The organism is Xanthomonas sp. MUS 060 (genome assembly GCF_000963215.1).
Lineage (GTDB): Bacteria > Pseudomonadota > Gammaproteobacteria > Xanthomonadales > Xanthomonadaceae > Xanthomonas_A.
Window position 1 is genome coordinate 140,571 of record NZ_JZIM01000006.1, and the last position, 24,194, is coordinate 164,764.

The 24,194-nt window shown below is 64.1% G+C and carries 21 protein-coding genes, 1 other RNA gene and 1 riboswitch; of the genes, 7 read left to right on the forward strand and 15 right to left on the reverse strand.

The genetic code is table 11. The annotated features are described in order from the left end of the window. Positions 1–29: 29 nt before the first annotated feature. The 6 genes from XANALMUS060_RS08855 to XANALMUS060_RS08880 form a co-directional block, all read right to left on the reverse strand. Complete coding sequence (locus XANALMUS060_RS08855) at positions 30–1,070, reverse strand: ribonucleotide-diphosphate reductase subunit beta (protein WP_045726622.1); 1,041 nt, start codon at positions 1,068–1,070, stop codon at positions 30–32. Positions 1,071–1,183: 113 nt separating this feature from the next. Next, positions 1,184–3,595, reverse strand: a complete 2,412-nt coding sequence (locus XANALMUS060_RS08860) for a ribonucleoside-diphosphate reductase subunit alpha (protein ID WP_045738076.1) — start codon at positions 3,593–3,595, stop codon at positions 1,184–1,186. A gap of 178 nt (positions 3,596–3,773) precedes the next feature. Further along, a riboswitch (cobalamin riboswitch) is annotated at positions 3,774–3,992 on the reverse strand. A 294-nt stretch (positions 3,993–4,286) separates the two neighbouring features. Then, the gene (locus XANALMUS060_RS08865) at positions 4,287–4,718 is read right to left on the reverse strand and encodes an organic hydroperoxide resistance protein (protein ID WP_045738077.1); all 432 of its coding nucleotides are present in this window, start codon (positions 4,716–4,718) and stop codon (positions 4,287–4,289) included. A gap of 102 nt (positions 4,719–4,820) precedes the next feature. Further along, positions 4,821–5,276, reverse strand: a complete 456-nt coding sequence (locus XANALMUS060_RS08870) for a MarR family transcriptional regulator (protein ID WP_045738078.1) — start codon at positions 5,274–5,276, stop codon at positions 4,821–4,823. Between the two features lie 205 nt (positions 5,277–5,481). Next, the gene (locus XANALMUS060_RS08875; RefSeq protein ID WP_045738077.1) at positions 5,482–5,913 is read right to left on the reverse strand and encodes an organic hydroperoxide resistance protein; all 432 of its coding nucleotides are present in this window, start codon (positions 5,911–5,913) and stop codon (positions 5,482–5,484) included. A gap of 102 nt (positions 5,914–6,015) precedes the next feature. Continuing rightward, positions 6,016–6,471, reverse strand: coding sequence for a MarR family transcriptional regulator (locus XANALMUS060_RS08880; protein ID WP_045738078.1), 456 nt, complete (start codon positions 6,469–6,471; stop codon positions 6,016–6,018). Between the two features lie 156 nt (positions 6,472–6,627). On the opposite strand from XANALMUS060_RS08880, the gene XANALMUS060_RS08885 reads away from it, so the two are divergent. Further along, a complete protein-coding gene (locus XANALMUS060_RS08885) occupies positions 6,628–7,017 on the forward strand; it encodes a hypothetical protein (protein ID WP_045738079.1) in 390 nt (129 codons plus the stop codon). Positions 7,018–7,078: 61 nt separating this feature from the next. Here the strand turns inward: XANALMUS060_RS08885 and zapE are convergent, their stop codons facing one another. The 3 genes from zapE to XANALMUS060_RS08900 all read right to left on the reverse strand — a co-directional run bounded on the left by zapE (position 7,079) and on the right by XANALMUS060_RS08900 (position 10,299). Then, positions 7,079–8,176, reverse strand: a complete 1,098-nt coding sequence (gene zapE / locus XANALMUS060_RS08890) for a cell division protein ZapE (RefSeq protein WP_045738080.1) — start codon at positions 8,174–8,176, stop codon at positions 7,079–7,081. Then, positions 8,173–8,838 carry a CocE/NonD family hydrolase gene (locus tag XANALMUS060_RS08895; RefSeq protein ID WP_045738081.1) on the reverse strand — a complete coding sequence of 222 codons (666 nt, stop codon included), beginning with the start codon at positions 8,836–8,838 and terminating at the stop codon, positions 8,173–8,175. The genes zapE and XANALMUS060_RS08895 overlap by 4 nt, the downstream gene beginning before the upstream one ends. A gap of 135 nt (positions 8,839–8,973) precedes the next feature. Then, positions 8,974–10,299 (reverse strand): GTP-binding protein, encoded by a 1,326-nt coding sequence (locus tag XANALMUS060_RS08900; protein ID WP_045738111.1) that lies wholly within the window; start codon positions 10,297–10,299, stop codon positions 8,974–8,976. Positions 10,300–10,379: 80 nt separating this feature from the next. Here XANALMUS060_RS08900 and XANALMUS060_RS08905 point away from each other — a divergent pair, with 80 nt between their 5' ends. Further along, complete coding sequence (locus XANALMUS060_RS08905) at positions 10,380–10,763, forward strand: MerC domain-containing protein (protein WP_045728858.1); 384 nt, start codon at positions 10,380–10,382, stop codon at positions 10,761–10,763. A gap of 42 nt (positions 10,764–10,805) precedes the next feature. On the opposite strand, the gene XANALMUS060_RS08910 is transcribed toward XANALMUS060_RS08905, so the two are convergent. The 3 genes from XANALMUS060_RS08910 to XANALMUS060_RS08920 all read right to left on the reverse strand — a co-directional run bounded on the left by XANALMUS060_RS08910 (position 10,806) and on the right by XANALMUS060_RS08920 (position 12,420). After that, positions 10,806–11,108, reverse strand: a complete 303-nt coding sequence (locus XANALMUS060_RS08910) for a DUF6624 domain-containing protein (protein WP_045738082.1) — start codon at positions 11,106–11,108, stop codon at positions 10,806–10,808. A gap of 37 nt (positions 11,109–11,145) precedes the next feature. After that, positions 11,146–11,664, reverse strand: coding sequence for a c-type cytochrome (locus XANALMUS060_RS08915; RefSeq protein WP_045738083.1), 519 nt, complete (start codon positions 11,662–11,664; stop codon positions 11,146–11,148). A gap of 147 nt (positions 11,665–11,811) precedes the next feature. Beyond that, positions 11,812–12,420, reverse strand: a complete 609-nt coding sequence (locus tag XANALMUS060_RS08920; RefSeq protein ID WP_045738084.1) for a TetR/AcrR family transcriptional regulator — start codon at positions 12,418–12,420, stop codon at positions 11,812–11,814. A gap of 138 nt (positions 12,421–12,558) precedes the next feature. On the opposite strand from XANALMUS060_RS08920, the gene XANALMUS060_RS08925 reads away from it, so the two are divergent. Both XANALMUS060_RS08925 and XANALMUS060_RS08930 read left to right on the forward strand, forming a co-directional pair. Further along, complete coding sequence (locus XANALMUS060_RS08925) at positions 12,559–13,722, forward strand: isovaleryl-CoA dehydrogenase (RefSeq protein WP_045738085.1); 1,164 nt, start codon at positions 12,559–12,561, stop codon at positions 13,720–13,722. A 56-nt stretch (positions 13,723–13,778) separates the two neighbouring features. After that, positions 13,779–15,389 (forward strand): carboxyl transferase domain-containing protein, encoded by a 1,611-nt coding sequence (locus XANALMUS060_RS08930; protein ID WP_045738086.1) that lies wholly within the window; start codon positions 13,779–13,781, stop codon positions 15,387–15,389. 580 nt (positions 15,390–15,969) lie between these two features. Here the strand turns inward: XANALMUS060_RS08930 and XANALMUS060_RS20535 are convergent. Further along, entirely contained in the window at positions 15,970–16,239 is a 270-nt protein-coding gene (locus XANALMUS060_RS20535) for a hypothetical protein (RefSeq protein WP_161795398.1), read from the reverse strand. Positions 16,240–16,241: 2 nt separating this feature from the next. Between XANALMUS060_RS20535 and XANALMUS060_RS08935 the strand changes: the two genes are divergently transcribed. Next, positions 16,242–18,251, forward strand: coding sequence for an acetyl/propionyl/methylcrotonyl-CoA carboxylase subunit alpha (locus tag XANALMUS060_RS08935; protein WP_045738087.1), 2,010 nt, complete (start codon positions 16,242–16,244; stop codon positions 18,249–18,251). 81 nt (positions 18,252–18,332) lie between these two features. Beyond that, complete coding sequence (locus XANALMUS060_RS08940) at positions 18,333–19,079, forward strand: DUF6065 family protein (protein WP_045738088.1); 747 nt, start codon at positions 18,333–18,335, stop codon at positions 19,077–19,079. A gap of 163 nt (positions 19,080–19,242) precedes the next feature. Here the strand turns inward: XANALMUS060_RS08940 and XANALMUS060_RS08945 are convergent, their stop codons facing one another. Beyond that, positions 19,243–21,927: a bifunctional acetate--CoA ligase family protein/GNAT family N-acetyltransferase gene (locus XANALMUS060_RS08945; protein WP_045738089.1), complete on the reverse strand. Its 2,685-nt coding sequence runs from the start codon at positions 21,925–21,927 to the stop codon at positions 19,243–19,245. A gap of 127 nt (positions 21,928–22,054) precedes the next feature. Beyond that, a non-coding RNA gene (locus tag XANALMUS060_RS18525) (sX9 sRNA) lies at positions 22,055–22,128 on the reverse strand. A 129-nt stretch (positions 22,129–22,257) separates the two neighbouring features. Here XANALMUS060_RS18525 and XANALMUS060_RS08950 point away from each other — a divergent pair. Then, the gene (locus tag XANALMUS060_RS08950; RefSeq protein ID WP_045738090.1) at positions 22,258–24,096 is read left to right on the forward strand and encodes a monovalent cation:proton antiporter-2 (CPA2) family protein; all 1,839 of its coding nucleotides are present in this window, start codon (positions 22,258–22,260) and stop codon (positions 24,094–24,096) included. The last annotated feature ends 98 nt before the right edge of the window (positions 24,097–24,194 follow it).

Consider the following 24,194-nt stretch of genomic DNA (forward strand, 5'->3'; position numbering starts at 1 on the left):
CGATGCGGATCGGACCGCGCGCGGTCTGCTTACAGGTCGTCGAAGCCGTTGTCAGAGTTGGTCTTCTTGTAACTGGCGTTGCGCATTTCGAAAAAGTCGGTCTTGGTCTCGGTGAAGTTGTCGGCGTAGGCCTTGATCCACGGCATCACGTTGTCGCTGGCACCGGTGTACAGTTTTTCGATACCGAGCATGCCGGACATCTTGTTGGCGCGGTACTTCACGTACTGAATCATCTCGTCCACGTCGATGCCCTCGATGCCGTCGAGCACTTCCGAGGACCACTCGGTTTCCAGGCGGATCGCGTGCTCGAAAGCCTGGTGCACGTAATCGGTGAGTTCGTTGGTCTGCAGCTCGGCGTTCTCGCCGATGATGGCGCGGATCAGTTCGCTGATGAACTTGGTGTGGGCCAGTTCGTCGCGGTTGATGAAGCTGATGATCTTGCCGGTGCCGGTCATGCGGTTCTGCCGCACGAGATTGTAGAAGTAGGCAAAGCCCGAATAGAAGTTGATGCCTTCCAGAATCGAGGACTGGATCAGCGAGCGCAGCAGGGTCTCGGCGGTCTTCTCGCGCATGAAGTCGTCGTAGGCCTGCATGATCGGCTGGTTGCGCGCGATGATGGTCGGATGCGTGCGCGCGATTTCGAACACGCGGTTCTGGTCGGCCAGACCGGCGATCGACGCCAATACGTAGGAGTAGCTCTCGTTGTGGATCACTTCCTGCTGGCCGATGATCGCGGCATTGGCGTGCGCGGCCGGGTCGGTGATGTATTCGGCAACGTTGTAGATGAAGCGCGTCTGCGGCGAATCCAGCGTGGCCAGCAAGCCGATGATCGAGTCGTAGGCATTCTTCTCGCGCGCCGACAGTTCGCTGTACTGCTTGGCATCGCCCTTCATGTCCACTTCGTCGGGAATCCAGAAGTTGGTCGACAACTCCTTGTACGCCCGATAGAAGGACGGATACGGGATGTCGTTCCAGTTGAGGATGCCGCTGGTGGTGCCGTTGATGATGCCGGTGGACCGGTTGGGGTGCAGCGGTTCGAGAATTTTGATGCGATCGAGCGCGATGGCCATGGTGTTTGCTTCGTAAATCGGGTGAACGGCGCCGACATGCGGCGCGACGGAACCGCGCGACGCGCACCGGGATATCCCTGGCGTGCGCGTCGCTGGGCACTAGGTGCCAGCGATCAGCTGGAGCACCACTCGCATTCGCTGATATCGATGTCGTTGGAACGCACGTAGTAGGTGGTCTTCAGGCCTTCCCTCCACGCGGTCATGTGCAGGTCCAGCAGCGTGCCGGCGCGAATGCCGCTGGGCACGTAGAAGTTGAAGCTGATCGATTGATCGACGTGGCGCTGACGACGGGCGTTCTGGCGCACGCTGGCGAACTGGTCGACCTTGTAGGCACCCTTTTCGTAGTACGGGTAGGTGTCCACGGTCAGCCCCGGCGCCACCACCGGACGACGGAAATCCTTCTTCTCTTCGTAGTAGAACGCGCTGTAGATCGGGTCGATCGACGCGGTGGAACCGGCGATCTGTGCGGTACTCATGTTCGGCGCCACCGCCACCATCCAGGCGTTGCGCACGCCATGCACGCTCACCTGCGCGGCCAGCTCCTGCCACTGCGCACTGTCGTAGCCGCGCTTGCTGAAATACTCGCCGTTCTGCCAGTCGCTGCCCTTGAACACCTTGTAGGCGCCCTTTTCCTTGGCCAGCGACAGGCTCGCCTGGATGGTCAGGTAATTGATGCGCTCGTACAGCGTGTCGCTGTAGTCCTCGGCCTGGCGCGAATTCCACTCGATACCCTTCTGCGCCAGCAAGTGGTGCCAGCCGAAAGTGCCCAGGCCGATGGCGCGGTACTTCTGGTTGGTGATGGTGGCTTGCGGCACCGGCAGGTCGTTGAGGTCGATGACGTTGTCGAGCATGCGCACCTGGATGCGAATCAGCCGCTCCAGGATGTCCGGCGACAGCAGATCCGGCTGCGCGGTGACCGCACGGCCCAGGTTGACCGAGGACAGGTTGCACACGACGAAGTCGCCAGCCTGTTTGGTGGTCACGATCTGATCGCCGCTGATCATCTCCTGGATGACCCGGGTCGGGCTCATGTTCTGCAGGATCTCGGTGCACAGGTTGCTGGAATAGACCATGCCCTGGTGCTTGTTCGGGTTCATCCGATTGACTTCATCGCGATAGAACATGAACGGATTGCCGGTCTCCAGTTGACTGACCATGATCCGCTTGAACATGTCGATGGCCTTGACCACCTTGCGACCGATGCGTTCGTCGGCCACCACTTCCTCGTATTTGGCGCGGAAACTGCCTTCGCCACGCTTTTCGTCGAAGAAGTCCTGCAGGTACCAACCCTTGACCTCTTTCACTTCATACGGGTCGAACAGATACCACTCGCCACGACGCTCCACCGCTTCCATGAAGATATCCGGCACGCACACCGCGGTGAACACGTCATGCGCGCGCAGGCGTTGATCGCCGTTGTTCAGGCGCAGATCCAGGAACGCCTCGATATCGCGGTGCCAGATGTCCAGATAGACGGCGATGGCGCCCTTGCGCTGGCCGAGCTGGTCCACCGACACGGCGGTGTTGTTGAGCTGCTTGATCCACGGCACCACGCCGCCGCTGGAGTTCTTGACCCCACGGATCGCCGAGCCGGAAGAACGCACGTAGCCCAGGTAGGCGCCGACGCCACCACCATGTTTGGACACGCGCGCCACGTCGGTGTTGGAGTCGTAGATGCCTTGCAGGCTGTCGTCGACGGTGTCGATGAAGCAGCTCGACAACTGCCCGCCGATCTTGCCGGCGTTGGACAGGGTCGGCGTGGCGACGGTCATGTACAGGTTGGACAGCGCCCAATACGCCTCGCCGACCAGTTGCATGCGGCGCTCGCGCGGTTTCTCGTCCTGCATCAGGTACAGCGCGATGGTCAGCCAGCGCTCCTGCGGCAGTTCGTAGACCTTGCGCGAGTTGTCGGTGGCCAGGTAGCGCGTGGCCAGCAAGTACAAGCCGTTGTAGGCGAACAACTTGTCGCGCTCGGGATCGATCATCCGGCCAGCCTCGGCCAGCTCTTCCTTGGAATAATTCTTGAGGATGTCGATCGAATACACACCGCGATCGGCCAGGCTCTCCTGCAGGCCGACGTAGGAGCCGTACTTCTCGCCGGCATCGTAGAAACGGTTCTTGCTGGCGCGCTTGTACAAGCGGTCCAGGTACAGACGCGCGGCGAAGTACTCCCACTCCGGGGTGGCGATGTCCACGCGCGATTCGGCTTCGCGAATCAGGTAGTCGACCATCTCGTCGGCGGACAGGCTTTCCTTCTTCTCGATGAAGGCGAACGCCTTGCGCTCGTAGTCGCTCACGTCCAGCTGCGGAAACTCGGCGTGGATCCGATCCAAAGTGCGCTGCAGGCGCGAACGGTCGAAAGCCATGCGGCGGTTACCGCCGTCCTTGACGATCCAAGTGACGGCGCGCTGATCGTTGCTCGGCTCGCTGCTGGCCGTGGTGGGCTGCGCGATGGCGGCGGCGGTCGTGGAATCGACGGCGTCGTCGATGGAAGCGGCAGCCGGCAGGCTGTGGGTCTGGCTCATGAAAATCTCTCCAAGCGTTATGCACACAACCACCCGCCCCCCCCTCAGGCAGCGGTCCGACCGAATCGGCGAAGGTGATGCGGTGTCACGGAAAACCAGCCGCACAAGCGGGGCCTGCGAGCGGTCATCTGCGTCACCAAGATCTCCCCCCGGAGACACAAGGTCGGCGCCACGCGGTGTGCTTCACGCGGCTGTCGGCAGGTCTTCGGGCTGATAGACCGCGGCTACTGGGCAGTTCCGAGCCCCTCGCCCGCCAAGGCGTGCGCCTCAGGCAGTTGGAGGTTCGTTCCCAATGACCGCTGCGGCACAGCACCGGCGTTGGCGCTCACACGCCATACCGGCTTCCCTTTTGATCCCGAGGCGAGATGCCTCAGGAACCGACAACCCCAAGATAGTGGGGTGTCATAGTGGCGTCAACGCTAAATGTAGGTGTAATCACGAAAAGCTAAGCCTGCCAATGGTTTGCCTGCGCAACCGGCCTCCATCACCGGGATCGAGGCCGTGATGGCCTTGTGAAACAACCAGGGCGCGCGGCCAAAACGGGGGGACGGCGGGCTGTCGGCACAACGCAAACGGGCGGCCGATGGCCGCCCGCTGCGGGGGATGCGCTTCTGCCCGGCGCCAATGCCGCGGGCAGAGGACATCGCAGTGCCGGACACCGCCGTCGTGCGGCGGGTCGGGCACTGCTGAGTCAGGCGACCACAACCAGATTCACATCGATGTTGCCACGGGTGGCATTGGAATACGGGCATACCTGATGGGCCTTGTCCACCAGCGCTTGCAACGCCGCACGCTCCATGCCCGGCACCGCGATGCGCAGTTCCACGGCGATGCCGAATCCGCCGGGGATCTGGCCGATGCCGACCTGGCCTTCGATGGTCGGCTCGGCCGGCAGCTTGAGCTGCTCCTGACCGGCGACGAACTTCATCGCGCCGAGGAAACAGGCCGAATAACCGGCCGCGAACAGTTGTTCCGGGTTGGTGCCGTCGCCGCCGGCGCCGCCCAGTTCACGCGGAGTCGATAGCTTGACGTCCAACGCCTTGTCAGGGGTCGCGGCGCGGCCGTCGCGGCCCCCGGTGGCGGTGGCGGTGGCGGTGTAAGCAATGGTGGTCGGTGAAGCCATGGTGATACTCCTTCGAAGGACGACGCCGCAGCGTCAGGGATGGGGAGAGTCGAACACAGAGTTAGGACACAGCAAAATCGGCGAGGTAGACGCAGGCCAGACTCAAGGCGAGGCCAATAATTTGCCGCGGATGTCCTCCAGTTCGTGTTTCAAAAGGTTCAGTTGCTCCAGATCGCAGGCAACCGCGCACAACACACGCTCCGGCAACACCTGCGCCCGCTCGCGCAAGGCGCGACCGCGCTCGGTCAACGCGACCACCACCCGGCGCTCGTCCTCCATAGCACGGCGGCGGGTCAGCAGACCGAGCGCCTCCAGGCGCTTGAGCAGCGGCGTCAGCGTGGCCGAATCCAGGAACAGGCGTTCGCCGATGTCTGAAACACTGCACTGGTCCTGCTCCCACAGCACTAGCATCGCAAGGTACTGGGGATAGGTCAGGCCGAGCGCGCGCAACAGCCGCCTGTAGAGCTTGTGCATGGCCAAGTTGGCCGAATACAGGGCGAAGCACAACTGGTTGTCCAGCCGGAGCAGGTCGGTGGCAGCAGCGGCAGGACGATTCATGTCCACGATATTAAATCGCTAGCTATTAAATAGCAAGCTATATTTATTCGAGAACCAACTCGTCACCGAGGCCGGCCGCTGGCGGCGGGTCAGATCCGCCACCGGCTCGGCTAAGGTGGGATTATGCCGCCAGGCAATACTCAAGGAGCAGAGGACATCGCAGTGCCGGACACCGCCGTCGTGCGGCGGGTCGGGCACTGCTGAGTCAGGCGACCACAACCAGATTCACATCGATGTTGCCACGGGTGGCATTGGAATACGGGCATACCTGATGGGCCTTGTCCACCAGCGCTTGCAACGCCGCACGCTCCATGCCCGGCACCGCGATGCGCAGTTCCACGGCGATGCCGAATCCGCCGGGGATCTGGCCGATGCCGACCTGGCCTTCGATGGTCGGCTCGGCCGGCAGCTTGAGCTGCTCCTGACCGGCGACGAACTTCATCGCGCCGAGGAAACAGGCCGAATAACCGGCCGCGAACAGTTGTTCCGGGTTGGTGCCGTCGCCGCCGGCGCCGCCCAGTTCACGCGGAGTCGATAGCTTGACGTCCAACGCCTTGTCAGGGGTCGCGGCGCGGCCGTCGCGGCCCCCGGTGGCGGTGGCGGTGGCGGTGTAAGCAATGGTGGTCGGTGAAGCCATGGTGATACTCCTTCGAAGGACGACGCCGCAGCGTCAGGGATGGGGAGAGTCGAACACAGAGTTAGGACACAGCAAAATCGGCGAGGTAGACGCAGGCCAGACTCAAGGCGAGGCCAATAATTTGCCGCGGATGTCCTCCAGTTCGTGTTTCAAAAGGTTCAGTTGCTCCAGATCGCAGGCAACCGCGCACAACACACGCTCCGGCAACACCTGCGCCCGCTCGCGCAAGGCGCGACCGCGCTCGGTCAACGCGACCACCACCCGGCGCTCGTCCTCCATAGCACGGCGGCGGGTCAGCAGACCGAGCGCCTCCAGGCGCTTGAGCAGCGGCGTCAGCGTGGCCGAATCCAGGAACAGGCGTTCGCCGATGTCTGAAACACTGCACTGGTCCTGCTCCCACAGCACTAGCATCGCAAGGTACTGGGGATAGGTCAGGCCGAGCGCGCGCAACAGCCGCCTGTAGAGCTTGTGCATGGCCAAGTTGGCCGAATACAGGGCGAAGCACAACTGGTTGTCCAGCCGGAGCAGGTCGGTGGCAGCAGCGGCAGGACGATTCATGTCCACGATATTAAATCGCTAGCTATTAAATAGCAAGCTATATTTATTCGAGAACCAACTCGTCACCGAGGCCGGCCGCTGGCGGCGGGTCAGATCCGCCACCGGCTCGGCTAAGGTGGGATTATGCCGCCAGGCAATACTCAAGGAGGGTGTCGCATGCTCGCACCATTGCTGCTGCTGGCCGCGCTCAGCGGTACGCCCACCGACACCGAGCCCAATACGCTGCCCGACGGCGACACCCTGGTCGGCCCCGGTGCCGAGGCGCTGGCCCGTGAAACACGCCGCCAATGCCCGACGGTGCCGACCAACCGGCTCTTCCCATCCGCCCTGCTCGATGCCGAAGAAACTTTCCGCGACGCCCTGCCCGCAGCACAGCGCCAGGCCATGGAACGGCAATTGCCACAGGAGGGCGACCTGGGGCCAGCGCGCTGCGCGGACAGAGACGGCGCCAGCTGCCTGGCGGCCGCCTATCTGGAAGAAATCGATGGCGCGGGACTGATGCCACGCTTCGTCGCCGGGCTGTGTGCGCCCGGGGCGGTGCGCTGAGCACAGCCCAAGCAGGCAGTCCCGTCATCGCGACCGGCATGCCGCCGCGCAGCCCCGGCACTCAGGCGCGGTGCGCGGCGGCCAGGTACTCGGCGCTCTGCATTTCGATCAGGCGCGAGGCGGTGCGTTCGAACGCACCGGCCAGGCGCTCACCGGTGTACAGCAGCGGCGGCGGATCCTGCGCTGTGCAGACCAGATTGACATGCCGGTCGTACAACTCATCGATCAGGTTGACGAAGCGCCGTGCAGCGTCTTCGTTGGCGCGACCAAAGTGAGGAATACCGCCAAGCAGGAGAGTGGTGAACTCGCGCGCGATTTCGATGTAGTCATTCGGACTGCGCGGCCCCTCGCACAACGCGGCGAAATCGAACCAGACGATACTCTTGCCACGTGCGCGCACCGGAATCTTGCGCGCTTCGATCTCGATGTTGCCACATCGCGCCTCGGCATTGCCGGTCAGCTCGCTCCAACGCTGTTCCAGCCATGCGTCGGTCTCCTCGGCCAGCGACGTGCGGTATACCGGCGAGCGCGTCAACGCGCGCATGCGGTAGTCCTCGGTGCCTTCGGCGTATAACTCCACGCAGTACTTTTGCAGCAGCGCGATGACCGGCAGGAAGCTCGCCCGCTGCAAACCGTTGAGGTAGAGATTCTGCGGCGCGGTGTTGGAAGTGGTCACCAGGGTGACACCCTCGGCGAACAAGCGCTCCAGCAATCGTCCCAGCAACATCGCATCGCCGATGTCGGTCACAAAGAATTCGTCCAGCACCAGCACCCGCAGACGGGTGCGCCACTCCTGCGCGATTCTGGCCAGGGGATCGCTATGCCCGGCATGCTCGCGCAGGCGCTCGTGCACACCGCGCATGAAGCGATGGAAATGCGTGCGGTACTTACGCTCGATCGGCAAGCCGTCGTAGAACAGATCGACCAGGAAGGTCTTGCCGCGCCCTACTCCACCCCAGAAGTACAAGCCGCGCACCGGCTCGGGCTTCTTCCAGAACGCCGCCATGCGGTCCAGCCAGCCGTCTTGCTCGCTCTCCACGATCGCCGTGTGGAGACGATCCAGTTCGGCCAGCGCAGCATGCTGTGCCGGATCGTCGAGCCAGTCCCCACGCGCCACGCCATCGGCGTAGCGCCGCGAAGGGATTGTCGCCGCACTCACGCCTGTGCCGCCGGCAACCAGCCCTTGACCGCGTGCTGCAAGGCACCGCGCAGATCGATTAGCTTACGATGAAAGAAATGGCTGGTATCGGGCATGCGCACCAGTTGTGGTGGCGACGCCAACGTCTCCAACCAAGCATATACCGCCTGTGGATCGACGATTTCGTCGGCATCGCCCTGGATCACCAGCCACTGCGGCGGCGGCGCCACACCATCGAAATCCCAGCGCCCGACCGGCGGTGCGATCGAGATCAGCACCTGCGGCTGCAGCGCAGCGCTGGCGCACAGCGACACATAGGCACCAAAGCTGAAACCGGCCAGCCACAGCGCATCGTGCGGACGCTGCGCGCGCACCCAGGCGGCCACGGCGGCCAGATCCTGCTGCTCGCCCACACCGTGGTCGAAACCGCCGGCGGAAGCACCCACGCTGCGGAAATTGAAACGCACCACCCGCACGCCGAGTTCGCGCAGCGCGCGCCCGACCATCGTCACCACCTTGTTGTGCATGCTGCCGCCCTCGGTGGACAGCGGGTGGCAAATGATCGCGGTGACTGGCAATGCGACGACGTCGGCATCGGGCAGATCCACGGCCGCCTCAATCGGGCCGGCCGGGCCATGCAGGGTCAATACAGCAGAAACCGCTGGGAAAGCAGGAGATGTCATCCTCACATCATACCGGGGTGGGATGCGAACCACATGCGCACATGACGCACGCAGCGTTCTTTTCCGAACCGGATGTTGCGCGTGAGGCGCGCTATCTCAACGGACAATGTGCCGTGTCGAAGCCCGACTCCGACCTCAGCGACGCCACGCCGGAAACGGATCGTCCAGCCCCTGCCATGCCACCGGACCCTGACCCAACTCCGCATCGTCGAGCAAGCAGGCATCGAGTTCGGCACGCACCCGCGCCTCGTCCAGGCCGACCCCGATCACGGCCAACTCCTGACGGCGGTCGCCCCACAACGGATGCCACATGGCGCGCAGCGCGGCATACTCGCGCGCATCGCCAACGTCCTCGGCCTGCGGCGGCGGGGCGTTCCAACATGCGGTGTGTTGCCGTTGCCAGCCCAATTCGGTGTACACCAGCGGCGACGGCGGCAGCACCAACGGGGTTTCCAACAATCCCTGGTCCACACGCTCGCGCGCGGCGTACCAGAAGCCAGCGGCCTGGGTCTGGATCGCCGGACCGACAATCGACAGTTCGCCGACCCAGTCCATGCGGCTAGCCAGCCAGAAAAAGCCCTTGCTGCGGATCACATCGTGCAAGCCGCGCTGGGTCAATTGCGCAAAGCGCAGCGGATGGAACGGACGCCGTGCGCGATACACGAAGCTGCCGATATCGAACTGCTCGGTTTCCGGCGCATGTTCGCCGCGCAGTGCCTGCATCCAGCCCGGTGCCAGTTGCGCGCGCACGAAATCGAAACGACCGGTTTCCAGCACTAAATCCAGCGGTACATCGCCACGAATGGCTTCGACGATGCGCGCCTGGCGGTTGAGCGCGCGCAACACCGCACGGGTGCGTTCGAGCGTGACCGTATCGGCCAGATCGCTCTTGCTGATGACAATCACATCGGCGAACTCGATCTGTTCCACCAACAAGTTGACCAGACCACGATCGTCATCGTCACCGGCCCGCAGACCGCGATCGGCCAGACGCTCGGCCGAAGCGAAATCGCGCAGGAAACTCACCCCATCGACAACAGTGAGCATGGTGTCCAGCCGCGCGACATCGGCCAGACCGTGCCCATCGGCATCGCGCATGGCGAAGGTCGCCGCCACCGGCATCGGCTCGGAAATGCCGGTGGATTCGATCAGCAGATAGTCATAACGACCGCTACCGGCCAGACGCTGCACCTCCTGACGCAAATCATCGCGCAGAGTGCAGCAGATGCAGCCGTTACTGAACTCGACCAGCGTTTCCTCGGTGCGGCTAAGCGCGGCGCCGCCCTCGCGCACCAGCGCCGCATCGATGTTGATCTCGCTCATATCGTTGACGATCACCGCCACCCGACGCCCCTCGCGGTTGCGCAGCACGTTATTGAGCAGCGTGGTCTTGCCGGCGCCAAGGAAGCCGGACAGCACGGTGACGGGAAGACGGCGGTCGGAGACGGCAGACATGGTCATGGCGGACATCGGCGTGAGACGCGCTCAGGTGCGCCTGAGAATGTTAGCCTATAACGCAATACGTGCCCGAACCGTTGACCGTGAAATCCTTGTCGCAACCCTTCCTCGATGCATCCGCAATGCTGCTGTCCGGCTTATGCCTGCTGCATTGTCTGGCGTTACCGTTGCTGGCGGCGGCCCTGCCGCTGTTCGGCACCTGGGCGCAAGCGGAGTGGGTGCATGTATTGTTTGTCAGCATCGCCGCGCCGCTGGCCGGGCTGGCGCTGTGGCGCGCACACCGGCATGAGCCGCTGCCCTGGCCGCTGTGGTCCCTGGCCGTGCTGGGGCTGGCTGGCTTACTGATCGGTGCGCTCGATCTTGCCGGCAAAGACAACGAAACCCCCATCACCGTCGCGGGCAGTCTGGCCTTGGCCGGCGCGCACCTGTGGAACTGGCGGCGGCACCGGCAACGTTGCAGTTCCTGAGCCGAACGACTGCAACGCGCACGCCAACGCAACTCAATTGCCTCAATTGCCGTTGTACGTATTCGCAGCGACCACCACGCACGCGTACAGTCGCAAGGGCATCAACCCTAGAGCTTGGCGCCGTTGATCGACATCGGCAGGATGATCGATAGGGTAAGGCACCCACGTGTTGTCGACCCGATGAAACTGGCTACCGTAGAGCTGAGGCTTTTTCAGGTTGATCCGCACACGATCCACCAGAAGCGAATACGCCTTGTAATCGATGCCATCGGGGAGATGCGAGGGTTTCAGTCGTTTGAGCATCTTTTGCTGTAACGCGGGATCGGCATCTGCATGCTGACGCATGCGACACCCGACAGCGGCGCGCGACACGACGCCAGATTTACTTCAGATTGGACAGCATCCAATCCACGGTGGCGTGGATCTGCGCCTCGGTTAGCCCAGGGTTGCCGCCCTTGGGCGGCATGATCCCGCCATCGGGACCGTTGTAGCCCTCGATCGCGTGCTTGTAGAGCGTCGGCTTGCCCTGGGCGATACGTGCATCCCAGTGCGCGTGATCCAGTGTCGGCGCCTTGCCCACGCCATTGGTGTGGCAGGCGGTGCATAGGTTGTTGAAGATCGTCTTGCCGTCGGTGGTGCCACCGTAGGCCGCCTGCGCCGAGGCTTTGGCCAGGGCCGCCGCCTGCGCAGCGGCCTGCGCCGCAGCGCCGGTACTGCCCGCATAGACCGCGCCGACCGGCGCGATGCGCTCCTGGGTGCGCTTGAGCGCGACCGGCGAGACTTCCGGCGGAATCGCCCGCTGCAAGTAGAACGCCAACACCATCAGCCCCACCGTGATCAGCATCAGCAGGCCGATCACCAGTGAAAAGCGCTTGAGAAATTCGAGGTCGTAATTCCGCACATCACACCCCTTTGGCACGTGGTGATCGGACCGCCGCTACGCGCCGAGTATAGCCAGCGTTTGCCTCGCACGGCACGCGGGCAATGCCCTCAAGCGCAGACGAAACGTGCTGCATCGCAACAGCCCACCGTTGCGGGCAGCTACAGGTCAGGCGCTACCGACCGCGCGCAGACAGAAACTGCATACCGCCTCCACCAGCCGCTCGTTGTCGCGCAGGCCATCGCGGCTGGGCGCAGTCGGGCCGACCAGCGCCTCGGTGTAGGCACCGACCAAGCAAGCCGCTGCCGCCTCCAAATCTTGCGGCGGAAACTCCCCAGCAGCCACACCCTCGGTCAGCAGATGCTTGAACACCTCGCCGAGCAGGCGCCGGCAGCGGATGCGTTCGGCATCGATCTCTGGCTCCACCGGCTCGGCGATGAAGGCATAGGCCAGCCCGGGGCCGGCCAAGGCACGCCGCACGAACGCGGCAATGGCCCGCCGCAAACGCTGCGCCGCCGGTGCCGGCTCGGCGGCGATCGCACGCAGGATGGTCAATTCGTGCTCCACCGCCGCCGTCAACACCTCCACGAACAGCTCGGCCTTGGACGGAAAGTGACGGTAGATCAGGCCAGTGGAGACACCCGCCTCGGCGGCCACCGCGATCACCGGCGCGCCACGGAACCCACCTATGGCAATCAACCGCCGCGCCGCCAACAGGATGCGCTGACGGTTGCCGGCAAGGCGTTCTTGCATCAGCGCAGAGCGTTTGTAGGCCATGACGTGATTTTATGTCCAATTAGTGAATTCGTATTCACTTCTTTGCCGTCCCCGACTACGCTGGAGCTGCGTTCACTTCGCCGATGCCGCCCGGATGCGCGGCATCGCCGGCCACCTGCCACCTCCGGAGCCTGCCGCATGTTGATGCCGTCACTGAACTTCGAGCTGGGGGAGGAGATCGATCTGCTACGCGACAGCGTCGCCGCCTTCGCCGCACGCGAGATCGCACCACTGGCCGCACAGGCCGACCGCGACAACGCCTTCCCCGTGTCGCTGTGGCGCAAACTCGGCGAACAAGGCCTGCTCGGTCTCACCGTCGAGGAGCAATACGGCGGCAGTGCGATGGGCTATCTGGCCCATGTGGTGGCGATGGAGGAGATCTCGCGTGGCTGCGGTGCCATCGGCCTGTCCTACGGCGCGCATTCGAATCTGTGCGTGAACCAGTTGCGCAAGAACGGCAACGCCGCGCAGAAGACGCGCTACCTGCCCAAACTCTGCAGCGGCGAACATGTCGGCGCGCTGGCGATGAGCGAACCCGGCGCCGGCTCGGATGTGGTGTCGATGAAACTACGCGCCGAAGCGCGCGGCGACCGCTACGTCCTCAACGGCAACAAGATGTGGATCACCAACGGTCCTGACGCAGACGTGCTGGTGGTCTATGCCAAGACCGATCCATCTGGCGGCGCGCGCGGCATCACCGCGTTCGTGGTCGAGAAGACCATGCTCGGCTTCTCCACCGCGCAGAAGTTGGACAAGCTCGGCATGCGCGGCTCCAACACCTGCGAGCTGGTGTTCCAGGACTGCGAAGTGCCTGCGGAGAACGTCCTCGGCGAGGTCGGCGGTGGCGTGCGCGTGCTGATGTCGGGCCTGGATTACGAACGCGTGGTGCTCTCCGGTGGTCCACTGGGGCTGATGGCGGCGGCGCTGGACGTGATACTGCCCTACGTGCACGAGCGCCACCAGTTCGGCGAGGCGATCGGCAACTTCCAACTGATACAGGGCAAATTGGCCGACATGTACGTGGGCCTCAATGCTTGCCGTGCCTATGTGTACGCCGTGGCCCGCGCCTGTGACGCTGGCCGTACCACGCGCCAGGATGCTGCTGGCGCCATTCTGTATGCGGCCGAGAAAGCGACCTGGCTCACCGGCCAGGCAATCCAGGTCCTGGGCGGCAACGGCTACATCAACGACTATCCCGCAGGACGCCTGTGGCGCGACGCCAAACTGTACGAAATCGGCGCTGGCACCTCGGAGATCCGCCGCATGTTGATCGGCCGCGAGTTGTTCGAGCAGACCAAATAACACCCACTGTTTCCGCAAGACACGTTTCCCCTCCACTCTCCTCGACGGCCCCCGCGATGCCTGCGATCCAGACCCAGTTGCAAGCCGGTAGCGATACCTTCGCGGCCAATGCCGCCGCGCTAAGTGCGCTGGTGGACGATCTGCAACGCACCCAGGCACGGATCGCCCTGGGCGGCAGCGAAGCCGCGCGCGCCAAGCATCAGGCACGCGGAAAACTGCTGGCGCGCGAGCGCATCGACACCCTGCTCGATCCAGGCAGCGCCTTCCTCGAAATCGCCCCGTTGGCCGCGCTGGGCCTGTACGACGATGAGGTGCCATGCGCCGGCGTGGTCGCGGGGATTGGCCGGGTCTGCGGCGTGGAATGCGTGATCGTGGCCAACGACGCCACGGTCAAGGGCGGCACCTACTACCCGATGACGGTCAAAAAGCATCTGCGCGCACAGGAGATCGCGCAGCAGAACCGGCTGCCGTGCCTGTATCTGGTCGATTCCGGCGGCGCGTTCCTGCCGTTGCAGGACGAGGTGTTTCCCGACCGTGACCACTTTGGTCGCATTTTCTATAACCAGGCCAACCTGTCGGCGCAAGGCATCGCGCAGATCGCCTGCGTGATGGGCTCGTGCACTGCCGGTGGCGCCTACGTGCCGGCGATGAGCGAGGAGACGGTGATCGTGCGCGAACAAGGTACCATCTTCCTTGGTGGGCCACCGTTGGTGAAAGCCGCCACCGGCGAGGATGTCAGCGCCGAAGAACTGGGCGGTGCCGACGTGCACACGCGTATTTCCGGCGTAGCCGACCATTTTGTCGACAACGATGTGCAGGCGCTGGCGCGCGTGCGCGCGATCGTGGCACAACTCAACTGGCGCAAACCAACGCCGGCACTGGCGCTGCGCACACCGGAGCCACCGTTGTATCCAGCCGAAGAACTGTACGGGGTGATTCCGGCCGATCCACGCAAACCCTTCGATGCGCGCGAGGTGATCGCGCGAGTGGTGGACGGCTCGCGCCTGGACGAGTTCAAGGCACGCTACGGCACTACTTTGGTGACCGGCTTTGCCCATCTGCATGGGTACCCGGTGGGGATCGTCGCCAACAATGGCATCTTGTTTTCAGAATCCGCACTCAAGGGCGCGCATTTCATCGAGTTATGCGCGCAGCGCGGCATTCCGCTGGTATTTCTGCAAAACATCACCGGCTTCATGGTTGGGCGCAAATACGAGCATGGCGGCATCGCCAAGGATGGCGCGAAGCTGGTGATGGCGGTGGCCTGTGCGAAGGTGCCCAAGTTCACCGTGGTGATTGGCGGCTCGTTCGGCGCCGGCAATTACGGCATGTGTGGGCGGGCGTACTCGCCCAATTTCCTGTGGATGTGGCCGAACGCGCGGATCGGGGTGATGGGAGGCGAACAGGCGGCCAGCGTATTGGCGACCGTGCGTCGCGATGGCATCCACGCCAAGGGCGGGCAGTGGTCGGCCGAGCAGGAGCACACGTTCAAGACACCGATCCGCGAGCAATTCGAGCGTCAATGCCATCCCTACTACGCCAGCGCGCGGCTGTGGGACGACGGCATCATCGACCCGGCGCAGACGCGGCGTGTGTTGGGGCTTGGGCTGTCGGCGGCATTGAATGCGCCGGTGGAGCCGAGTCGGTTCGGAGTGTTCCGGATGTGAGCCGGTATAAGCGTTTGACTTGCCTTTCAACGTGGTCGAGGGTGACACATTCGGCCATGTCCGCAAGAACCAGCCTTGCTGTTGCTTGTGCTGTTGCTGTTTTGCTTTTGATTGACCGGGCCCCCTCGACGCGGCAGCCACGATGGGCGAATACTCGAAGGGCGACGCGCACGATGCGCGTCGTTTTTCGTCGGCACATGGATGTGCCGTCGAAAAATGCTCATCGTGGCTGCGAACCTGGAGCGCATAGCGCGGAAGGCGCGTTGCGGGGTGTGTTTTCTTTTGGTTACTTTTCTTTGCACAAGCAAAGAAAAGTGACCCGCGTGAGCGGAAGCTTCTGCTCTTGCTTTGAAACTTCAGGACACAGACAAAGCAAAAGCAAAAGCTTTCGCCTCTCGGCGAGTGGCTTTTCTTTGCTCGTGCAAAGAAAAGTCACCAAAAGAAAGCACGCCCTGCCTCGCGCCCTCCGCGCTACGCGCTCCGGGTCCGCGTCCATGCCGGGGATTCGCGGAAGGGGCATCATGCCCCTGCCGCGAACGGCGCACATCCCTGTGCGCCGCCCCTGCGGGGTTTCCCCCCGTCATGGCCGCCGCTTCGGAAGGGAACCCGCCAAGTCAAAAGCACAAGCAACAGCAACAGCAACAGCAACAGCAACAGCAACAGCAACAGCAACAGCAACAGCAACAATTTTGCTCGTGAACTCTGCTCGCTGGAAATCCTTATATGCACGTAGATGTTTGAGGATATGCAAAGGTCGTAAACACATAAAAATCCACAGCGAACACACCATCGCCACGCGCAGTCTGTCGACTCCCTCGCCCATCGCCTCTTTCTTGCCCCAGGCACTCAACCATGGCAACGCCCAATCTGACGGTGTTCGACAAGATACTGATCGCCAATCGCGGCGAAATCGCCTGCCGGGTGATCACCACATGCCGCCGACTCGGCATCGCTACCGTGGCCGTATATTCCGATGCTGATCGCAACGCTCGCCATGTCCGCATGGCCGACGCCGCCGTGTACATCGGCGCCGCTCCACCAAGCGAAAGCTACCTGCGCAGCGAGCGCATCCTCGATGCCGCACAGCACTGCCGAGCACAAGCAATCCACCCCGGCTACGGTTTCGTCTCCGAAAACCCGACCTTCGCCGAGGATTGCGCCAAACGCGGCATCGTCTTCATCGGCCCACCACCGGCCGCAATCCGCGCAATGGGCGATAAGAGCGCGGCCAAGGCACTGATGCAGGCCGCCGCCGTGCCGCTGACGCCTGGCTACCACGGTGAACGCCAGGAGATGGAATTCCTGCGTTCGCAAGCCGATGCCATCGGCTATCCGGTCCTCATCAAGGCCAGCGCCGGTGGCGGCGGCAAAGGCATGCGCCGGGTCGACCGCAACGAGGACTTCGCCACGGCACTGCTCGCCTGCCAACGCGAAGCGCAAACCGCATTCGGCAATGCGCACGTACTCGTGGAGAAATACGTGCTACGCCCACGCCACATCGAAATCCAGGTGTTCGGCGACCAGTATGGCGAATGCGTGTACCTGTTCGAGCGCGATTGCTCGGTACAACGCCGTCACCAAAAAGTGCTCGAAGAAGCGCCGGCACCGGGCATGGACGAAGAACGTCGTGCCGCGATGGGCCACGCTGCGGTGGAAGCCGCGCGTGCGGTCGGCTACGTCGGCGCCGGCACGGTGGAATTCATCGTCGCACCCGACGGCACGTTCTACTTCATGGAAATGAACACCCGGCTGCAGGTGGAACACCCGGTCACCGAGTACATCACCGGCACCGATCTGGTCGAATGGCAGTTGCGCGTGGCGGCCGGCCAACCGCTGCCGCAGCGCCAGCACGAACTGACAATCCACGGCCATGCACTGGAAGCACGGCTGTACGCGGAAGACCCGACACGCGGCTTCCTGCCCTGCATCGGCACATTGCGACACCTGCGCCTGCCCGCCGCCGATGCACACACGCGCGTCGATGCGGGAGTCGAGCAAGGCGATGTGATCGGTCCGCATTACGACCCGATGATCGCCAAGGTGATCGTCTGGGAGACGACCCGCGCAGGCGCGCTGCGGCGCATGCAGACGGCACTGAGCGCATGCCAGGTCGTCGGCGTCGCGACCAATGTGGCGTTCCTGCAACGTCTGGTCGCGACCGGCGCATTCGCCCAGGCGGACCTGGATACGGCGCTGATCGAGCGCGAGCACGCCGCGCTGTTCGACAGCACGGTGCCGACCGCAGACGCGATCTGGCACCTGGCCGCACTGGCCTGGCGACTGCACGAGCGCATGCAGGCCGCGCACCCCGACGATCCGCACTCGCCCTGGGATCTGCGCGATGGCTGGCGCTTGGGCGCGCCCGCGCCACGCCGATTGACCTTGCAGCATGGCGAACTGCGTCGTTGCCTGCGTCTGAGTGCCAATGCCAACGGCTGGCGCATGCACGACACCGATGCCAATGCAGAACTGGACGTCACCGGACAATGGCAAGATGATCGCCTGACCGCACACCTGGGCACACAGCGCGTGCAGGCCGACACCGTGTTCGTCGGCAACCAATTGCATCTGTTCGTGGACGGCCGGGGCTATCTGTTCGAACGTCACGATCCCATCGCAGAAGCGGACCAGCCGGCCATCGATAGCGGCGGACTGACTGCGCCGATGCCAGGCCGCGTGGTGGCGCTGCTGGTCGCACCCGGCACGCAAGTGACCCGCGGCACGCCGTTGCTGGTGCTGGAAGCGATGAAAATGGAGCACACCCTGCAGGCACCCACCGACGGCATCGTCCACGGCTACCGCGTGCGCGAAGGCGAGCTGGTCGCCGATGGCGTCGCGCTGCTGGAATTCGAAGCAGCCTGATCCATCGCGCCACGCCGCCACAGTCGCCAGCGCGCCGGCGACGCGTCACACTCGGCATTCGCCCCTCGCCATGCCACTGCCATGAAACTCACCGCTCACGTTCTCGACGGCCACACGCTCGACGTGCGTCCAGCGCCGCGCGAGCGGCCATGGATGGACCGCACCGCCGAACGCTACGCCTACCGCTGTCTGCCGCTGGACATCGCCAACGCGCACGGTTGGGAATTGCTGTGCCAGACCGCGTTCGAGGCCGAGTGGAACGGCGGCAATGCGCTAGAGGACCTGCGCGTACATCCGTCACTGGACACGCCAGCGCCAGCGGTCAGCCACTTCGGCTATGGCGTGCTCACCTTCCACGTGCCCTGCCTGTTCCGCACCGAGTCGGGTGTGGACCTGTACGTGACCGCGCCAGTCAACCGGCCCAAGGACGGTATCGCCGGCCTCACCGGCTTGATCGAAACCGACTGGAGTCCCTACACCTTCACCATGAACTGGCAGTTCACCCGGCCCGGACGCGTGCGCTTCGACGCTGGCGAACCGTTCTGCCACTTTTTCCCGGTGCAGCGCCAGCTACTGACGCAGACGCAGCCGCGCTGGCAACCGTTGTCGCAGACCCCGCAACTGGAGCGTGAACATCAAACGTGGATGCGCAGCCGTGGCCAGTTTCTGCAGGACTTGGCGCAGCCGGATTCAGCGGCCAGCCGCGAAGGCTGGCAACGCAGCTATTTTCGCGGCCCCGCGCCTGGGCAATGCCCGGCCGGGGTCGAGCACCGGGTGAAACTGCGGCTGGCAGCGTTCACTCGCGAAGAAGACAGCCATGAGGACTGAGCAGCGGCGAACGGCATCGCCCTGACACGCTGCCGTTGCGGTGCGCGCAAGCCACGCGTCATCGAACGCCTGTGCCAGGCCCGTGCAGATTGAACCAGACACGCCAATCTGCACTGTGCCGCCAAGTTAGGCGTGCATCGACGCGATCCTGCAACGACACGCCTCAATGCTTGCCCACCGGCAACATCACATTCATCAGCATCGGATCGTCAGGATCGGCGGTGACACTGAAGTGCAGTTGCCGGCACATCGCCAGCATCGTGCGGTTCTCGCGCAGGACCTGGCCCTCGATGACCTGTAGGCCGAGCCAACCGGCGTATTCGATCATGATCCGCATCAATTGCCAGCCAATGCCCTGCCCCTTGAGATCGGAGCGAATCAGAATCGCGTATTCGCCATGGCCGTAATCGGCATCGGCATGCAAACGCACCGCACCGAGCATTTCGCCCGTACTGGGTTCGATTGCCACCAACGCGATCGAGCGCGCGTAGTCGAGCTGGGTCAGGCGCGCGATGAATTCATGGCTGAAATGCTTGAACGCCTGGAAGAAGCGCAAACGTAGATCCTCCTCGCTCACACGCGTGAAGAAGCGCCGGAACAGCGCATCGTCTTCCGCCCGGACCGGGCGCACGAAAGCTTCGGCGCCATCGTTGAGGACAATGCTTCGCTCCCATTCCTTGGGATAGGGGAGAATCGCAAAACGCGGATGGCCACGCCCCTTGTGCAAGCGCCGCGATGGTGCCACCACCACGCGCGCATCGACGGCGATCACGCCGTCACGGTCGGCCAGCAACGGATTGATGTCCACTTCGCGGATCTCCGGCAGGTCCACGGCCAGTTGCGCGAGCTTGACCAACACCATCGCCACGGCGCGCTCGTCGGCGGCGGGTACGTCGCGGTAAGCCTTGAGGATGCGGCTGACGCGGGTGCGGCCGATCAGTTCGTGCGCCAGGCGCAAGTCCAACGGTGGCAATGCCAGCGCTTTGTCGTCGATCACTTCCACCGCAGTGCCGCCACGACCGAAGACAATCACCGGACCGAAGACCGGATCGTCGGCGATCCCGACAATCAATTCGCGCGCCTTCGGTCGCAACAACGATGGTTGTACCAACACCCCATCGATGCGCGCATCCGGACGTGCGGCGCGTGCGCGGGCCAGGATGCCTTCGGCGGCATCGCGCACCGCCTCCACACTGACCAGATTCAGGCGCACGCCATCCACATCGGACTTGTGCGGAATATCGGCCGAATGAATCTTCACTGCGACCGCGACGCCCTGTGCGAGCATCGGCGCAGCCAACTCCGCCGCCGCGTCGGCGCTCGCGGCATGCGCCACAGGCGCGGTGGGAATCCCGTAAGCGGCCAGTAGCTGCGTGGTCGCGAGCGGGTCCAACCATGCCTGTCCAGCAGCCAACGCGGCATCGACAATCGCGCGCGCTGCGGCAACATCGAAGACGACATCGTCGGGCAGACTGGGCGGGGTTTCCATCAATGCCGCCTGCGCCTCGCGATAGCGCACCAGGTGCATGAACCCACGCACCGCGTCGGCCTCGGTGGCATAGGTGGGAATGCGCGCGGCGCTGGCGCTTGCGTCGTTGCCTAACCAGACCGCGAACACCGGCTTGTCGCGATGCTGACGCGGACGCTGATCGAGCGCGCGGTTCAGCGCCTGCGCCACTTCCGCAGAAGAGGTGAACGCCGTCGGCACGTTGACCACCAACACCGCGTCGTTCTGTGTATCGTCCAACAACGCGGCAATCGCGGCGGCATAACGTTCGCCATCGGCATCCACCAGGATGTCCACCGGATTGGCGTGCGGCTGCTCCTGCGGCAACGCCTGTTGCAGCCGCTGCTGGGTCTGCGGCGACAATGCCGCCAGGGTGCCGCCAAGCTCGACCAGCGTGTCCATCGCCAGACGACCGACACCACTGCCATTGCTGAGAATGGCCAGGCGCCGGCCAGGAAAAGTGCTCAACCGCCCCAGGGTCTGCGCGGCGGCGAACAGCTCGTCCAGCGCGCGCACTCGCAGCAACCCGGCACGGGCGAAGGCGGCAGCGTAAACCTCATCGGGACTGGCCAACGCCTGCACATGGGTATCGGCAGAAGAGCCGATGCGCAACAGCCGACCGGACTTCACCACCACCACCGGTTTAGCGCGCGCCGCGGCGCGGGCGGCGGACATGAATTTACGTGCGTCACGGATATGCTCGACGTACAGCAAGATTGCACGGGTGCGTTCGTCGGTGGCGAAATAGTCGAGCAAATCGGCGAAATCCACATCCAGCGCATCGCCCAGCGACACCACTGCGGAGAAGCCGACCGCGCGCGCCACGCCCCATTCCACCAGCGCCGCGGCGATGGCGCTGGATTCGGACACCAGCGCCAGGTCGCCCGGCTGCGGACAGTGTGCGGCGATGCTGGCGTTGAGCCGCGCGTGCGGCGCGATCACCCCCAGGCAGTGCGGACCGAGGACACGCACCCCCTTGGCACGCGCTACGTGCTCCACCCGCGCCGCTGGCGAGCCCGGCCCGCTGCCGAGCCCAGCGGTCAGGATGATCGCCGCAGCCACGCCACGGCGTGCCGCGATCGCGACGATGCGCGGCACCATCCGCGCTGGTGCCGTGATGACCACCAGATCCGGCACCCATGGCAGATCGGCAAGGTGGCGCACCGTGGGTACGCCATCGATCTGCCGATAACGCGGACTGACCCAGCCGATCTGGCCGGGAAAGCCCGCCGCGTGCAGCGCGCGCACCACGGCACGCCCGGCCGAGCGCTCGCGCGGACTGCCACCGACGACGGCGACTGCGGCAGGACGGAACACGGACTGCAGATGATAGGTACTCATGGTGACAGCAGACCTGCGAGCGGATGCCATCACGGTACACGCCTGACGCCGACGTGGGCAGCACCGGCAAGATGGCCTGGACACGATTGAGACACCTGTCTGCGCGCAGATGCGGATGTCTTAGCGTGGCTAACGAAACGTCACAGTCGCTGCCGGGTGGGCGTGGACAGCGCGCAGGAACCGCCGTGTACAGGGGTACATCAAGATTCCGAGTACTGCCCGCGCCGATGCGGCGGCGGCGCATTCGTTTGTTAGCGACGCTTAGCCAGACCCGCCACTGCTCGCATCAACAGTCGCATGAGTCGCATAATAGGACGATGGAGACAACGCGTGCATAGCAGCGGGCTGGAACTAGCGCTGGTATTGCTGCTGGCCGCCGTGATCGCGGTGCCGGTGTTCAAGCGGCTTGGCCTGGGGGCGGTGCTGGCCTATCTGGTTGCAGGCGTGGTGCTGGGCCCGGACGGGTTCGGCTTCGCGCAGGATACCCAGCGCATTTTCAACGCCGCCGAAATCGGCGTGGTCATGCTGCTGTTCCTGATCGGCCTGGAACTGTCGCCGGCACGGTTGAAGGTGATGCGGCATGCGGTATTCGGCGCAGGCACCGCGCAAGTCGCGCTGAGCGCCTTGCCGTTGGGCGTGCTGCTGCTGTGCCTGGGCATGAACTGGAAAAGCGCGCTCGTGGTGGGCATGGCGCTGGCGCTGTCCTCCACTGCGGTAGGCCTGCAGTTGCTGGCCGAGCGCAAGGCACTCAATAGCGACTACGGTCGGCTCGGCTTCGCCATCCTGCTGTTCCAGGACCTGATCGCGATCCCACTGCTGGCTGCGGTGCCATTGCTCGGCGGCGCCAAGAACGACACGCTGACCTGGACAGAAGTAGCCCAGGCGCTCGGCGCACTGGCGCTGGTGGTGCTGTGCGGCCGCTTCGTGCTGCGCCATCTGTTCCGCGTGGTGGCGCGCACGCGCATGCCCGAGGTCTTCACCGCCAGCGCGCTGCTGGTGGTACTGGGCAATGCCTGGTTCCTGCAGAAGGCTGGACTGAGCCCAAGCCTGGGCGCATTTTTAGCTGGTGTGTTGCTCGCCGATTCGGAATTCCGGCACGAGCTGGAAGCGCAGATCGAGCCCTTCAAGGGCCTGTTATTGGGCGTGTTCTTCATCGCAGTGGGTATGGGTATCAACCTGCATCGCATCGTCGCCGAACCGTGGCTGATCATCGCCGGCGTGGCGACCCTGCTGTTGGTGAAGTTCGGCCTGCTGACTGGCATCGGCCGCATGCTGCGCTTGCCGTGGCGCAATGCGCTGCTACTGGGCAGCCTGCTGTGGCTGGGTGGAGAGTTCGCCTTCGTCGTGTTGATCGAAGCACAACGCGTGGGCTTGCTCGACGACGCCAGCCACGATCGCCTGGTCGCGATCGTCAGCGTCTCGATGGCGCTGACGCCACTGTTGCTGATCGGCATACAACGCCTGCTCGATGGCGACACGGAGGCCAAGGCCAAACGTGCACCACCGATACCAGCCACCCGCTATGACACCGTGGAGGCACAACGTGCGCAAGTGCTGATTGCCGGCATGGGCCGGTTCGGCCAAGTCGTGGCACGGCTGCTGACCGCGCAACGCATCCCGTTCGTGGCGCTGGAACACAACCCGGACACCGTGGAAGACTTGCGCCGGTTCGGAAACACACTCTACTACGGCGATCCCAGCCGCCCGGATTTGCTGCGTGCGGCCGGCAGCGACAGCATCCGCTTGTTCGTGGTGGCGATGGACGACCCAGAGACCAACATCAAGACCACCCGGCTGATCCGCCGCCTGTATCCGAGCGCCAGGGTGCTGGCACGCGCGCGCAACCGCCAGCACGCTTGGCGGCTGATGGACCTGGGGGCCGAGCCGTTCCGCGAGGTATTCGCCTCCAGCCTGGAACTGAGCGAACACGTGTTGCTTGGCCTCGGCATGGACCAGGCCACTGCACGCGACCACATCGCCCGCTTCCGCGAGCACGACGAACAATTGCTGCGCGCACAACACCTGGTCTACGACGACGACGCGGCCGTGGTACAAACCGCGCGCGCCGCGCGTGCGGACCTGATGCAGTTGTTCGAAGCGGACGTGCAGGAAACAGAAACCGTACTCGCGGACGATACAGCGTCGATCACGCCGCCAACGCGCATCTGATCCTAGAGCGTGTTATGAACTTGAGGCTTTCGCGGCTATCGTAAGCGGATGAAGCCAGCACGCTCCTATCCGACCGACGTATCCGATGAAGAATGGGC

Bases quoted from the DNA above. Each gene is read 5' to 3' on its own strand.
- XANALMUS060_RS08895 (WP_045738081.1), bottom strand. From the start codon at position 8,838: ATGACATCTCCTGCTTTCCCAGCGGTTTCTGCTGTATTGACCCTGCAT.
- XANALMUS060_RS08860 (WP_045738076.1), bottom strand. From the start codon at position 3,595: ATGAGCCAGACCCACAGCCTGCCGGCTGCCGCTTCCATCGACGACGCC.
- XANALMUS060_RS08925 (WP_045738085.1), top strand. From the start codon at position 12,559: ATGTTGATGCCGTCACTGAACTTCGAGCTGGGGGAGGAGATCGATCTG.
- XANALMUS060_RS08900 (WP_045738111.1), bottom strand. From the start codon at position 10,299: ATGACCATGTCTGCCGTCTCCGACCGCCGTCTTCCCGTCACCGTGCTG.
- XANALMUS060_RS08910 (WP_045738082.1), bottom strand. From the start codon at position 11,108: ATGCGTCAGCATGCAGATGCCGATCCCGCGTTACAGCAAAAGATGCTC.
- XANALMUS060_RS08865 (WP_045738077.1), bottom strand. From the start codon at position 4,718: ATGGCTTCACCGACCACCATTGCTTACACCGCCACCGCCACCGCCACC.
- XANALMUS060_RS08885 (WP_045738079.1), top strand. From the start codon at position 6,628: ATGCTCGCACCATTGCTGCTGCTGGCCGCGCTCAGCGGTACGCCCACC.
- XANALMUS060_RS08855 (WP_045726622.1), bottom strand. From the start codon at position 1,070: ATGGCCATCGCGCTCGATCGCATCAAAATTCTCGAACCGCTGCACCCC.
- XANALMUS060_RS08945 (WP_045738089.1), bottom strand. From the start codon at position 21,927: ATGAGTACCTATCATCTGCAGTCCGTGTTCCGTCCTGCCGCAGTCGCC.
- XANALMUS060_RS08880 (WP_045738078.1), bottom strand. From the start codon at position 6,471: ATGAATCGTCCTGCCGCTGCTGCCACCGACCTGCTCCGGCTGGACAAC.
- XANALMUS060_RS08930 (WP_045738086.1), top strand. From the start codon at position 13,779: ATGCCTGCGATCCAGACCCAGTTGCAAGCCGGTAGCGATACCTTCGCG.
- XANALMUS060_RS08935 (WP_045738087.1), top strand. From the start codon at position 16,242: ATGGCAACGCCCAATCTGACGGTGTTCGACAAGATACTGATCGCCAAT.
- XANALMUS060_RS08920 (WP_045738084.1), bottom strand. From the start codon at position 12,420: ATGGCCTACAAACGCTCTGCGCTGATGCAAGAACGCCTTGCCGGCAAC.
- XANALMUS060_RS08875 (WP_045738077.1), bottom strand. From the start codon at position 5,913: ATGGCTTCACCGACCACCATTGCTTACACCGCCACCGCCACCGCCACC.
- XANALMUS060_RS08870 (WP_045738078.1), bottom strand. From the start codon at position 5,276: ATGAATCGTCCTGCCGCTGCTGCCACCGACCTGCTCCGGCTGGACAAC.
- XANALMUS060_RS08940 (WP_045738088.1), top strand. From the start codon at position 18,333: ATGAAACTCACCGCTCACGTTCTCGACGGCCACACGCTCGACGTGCGT.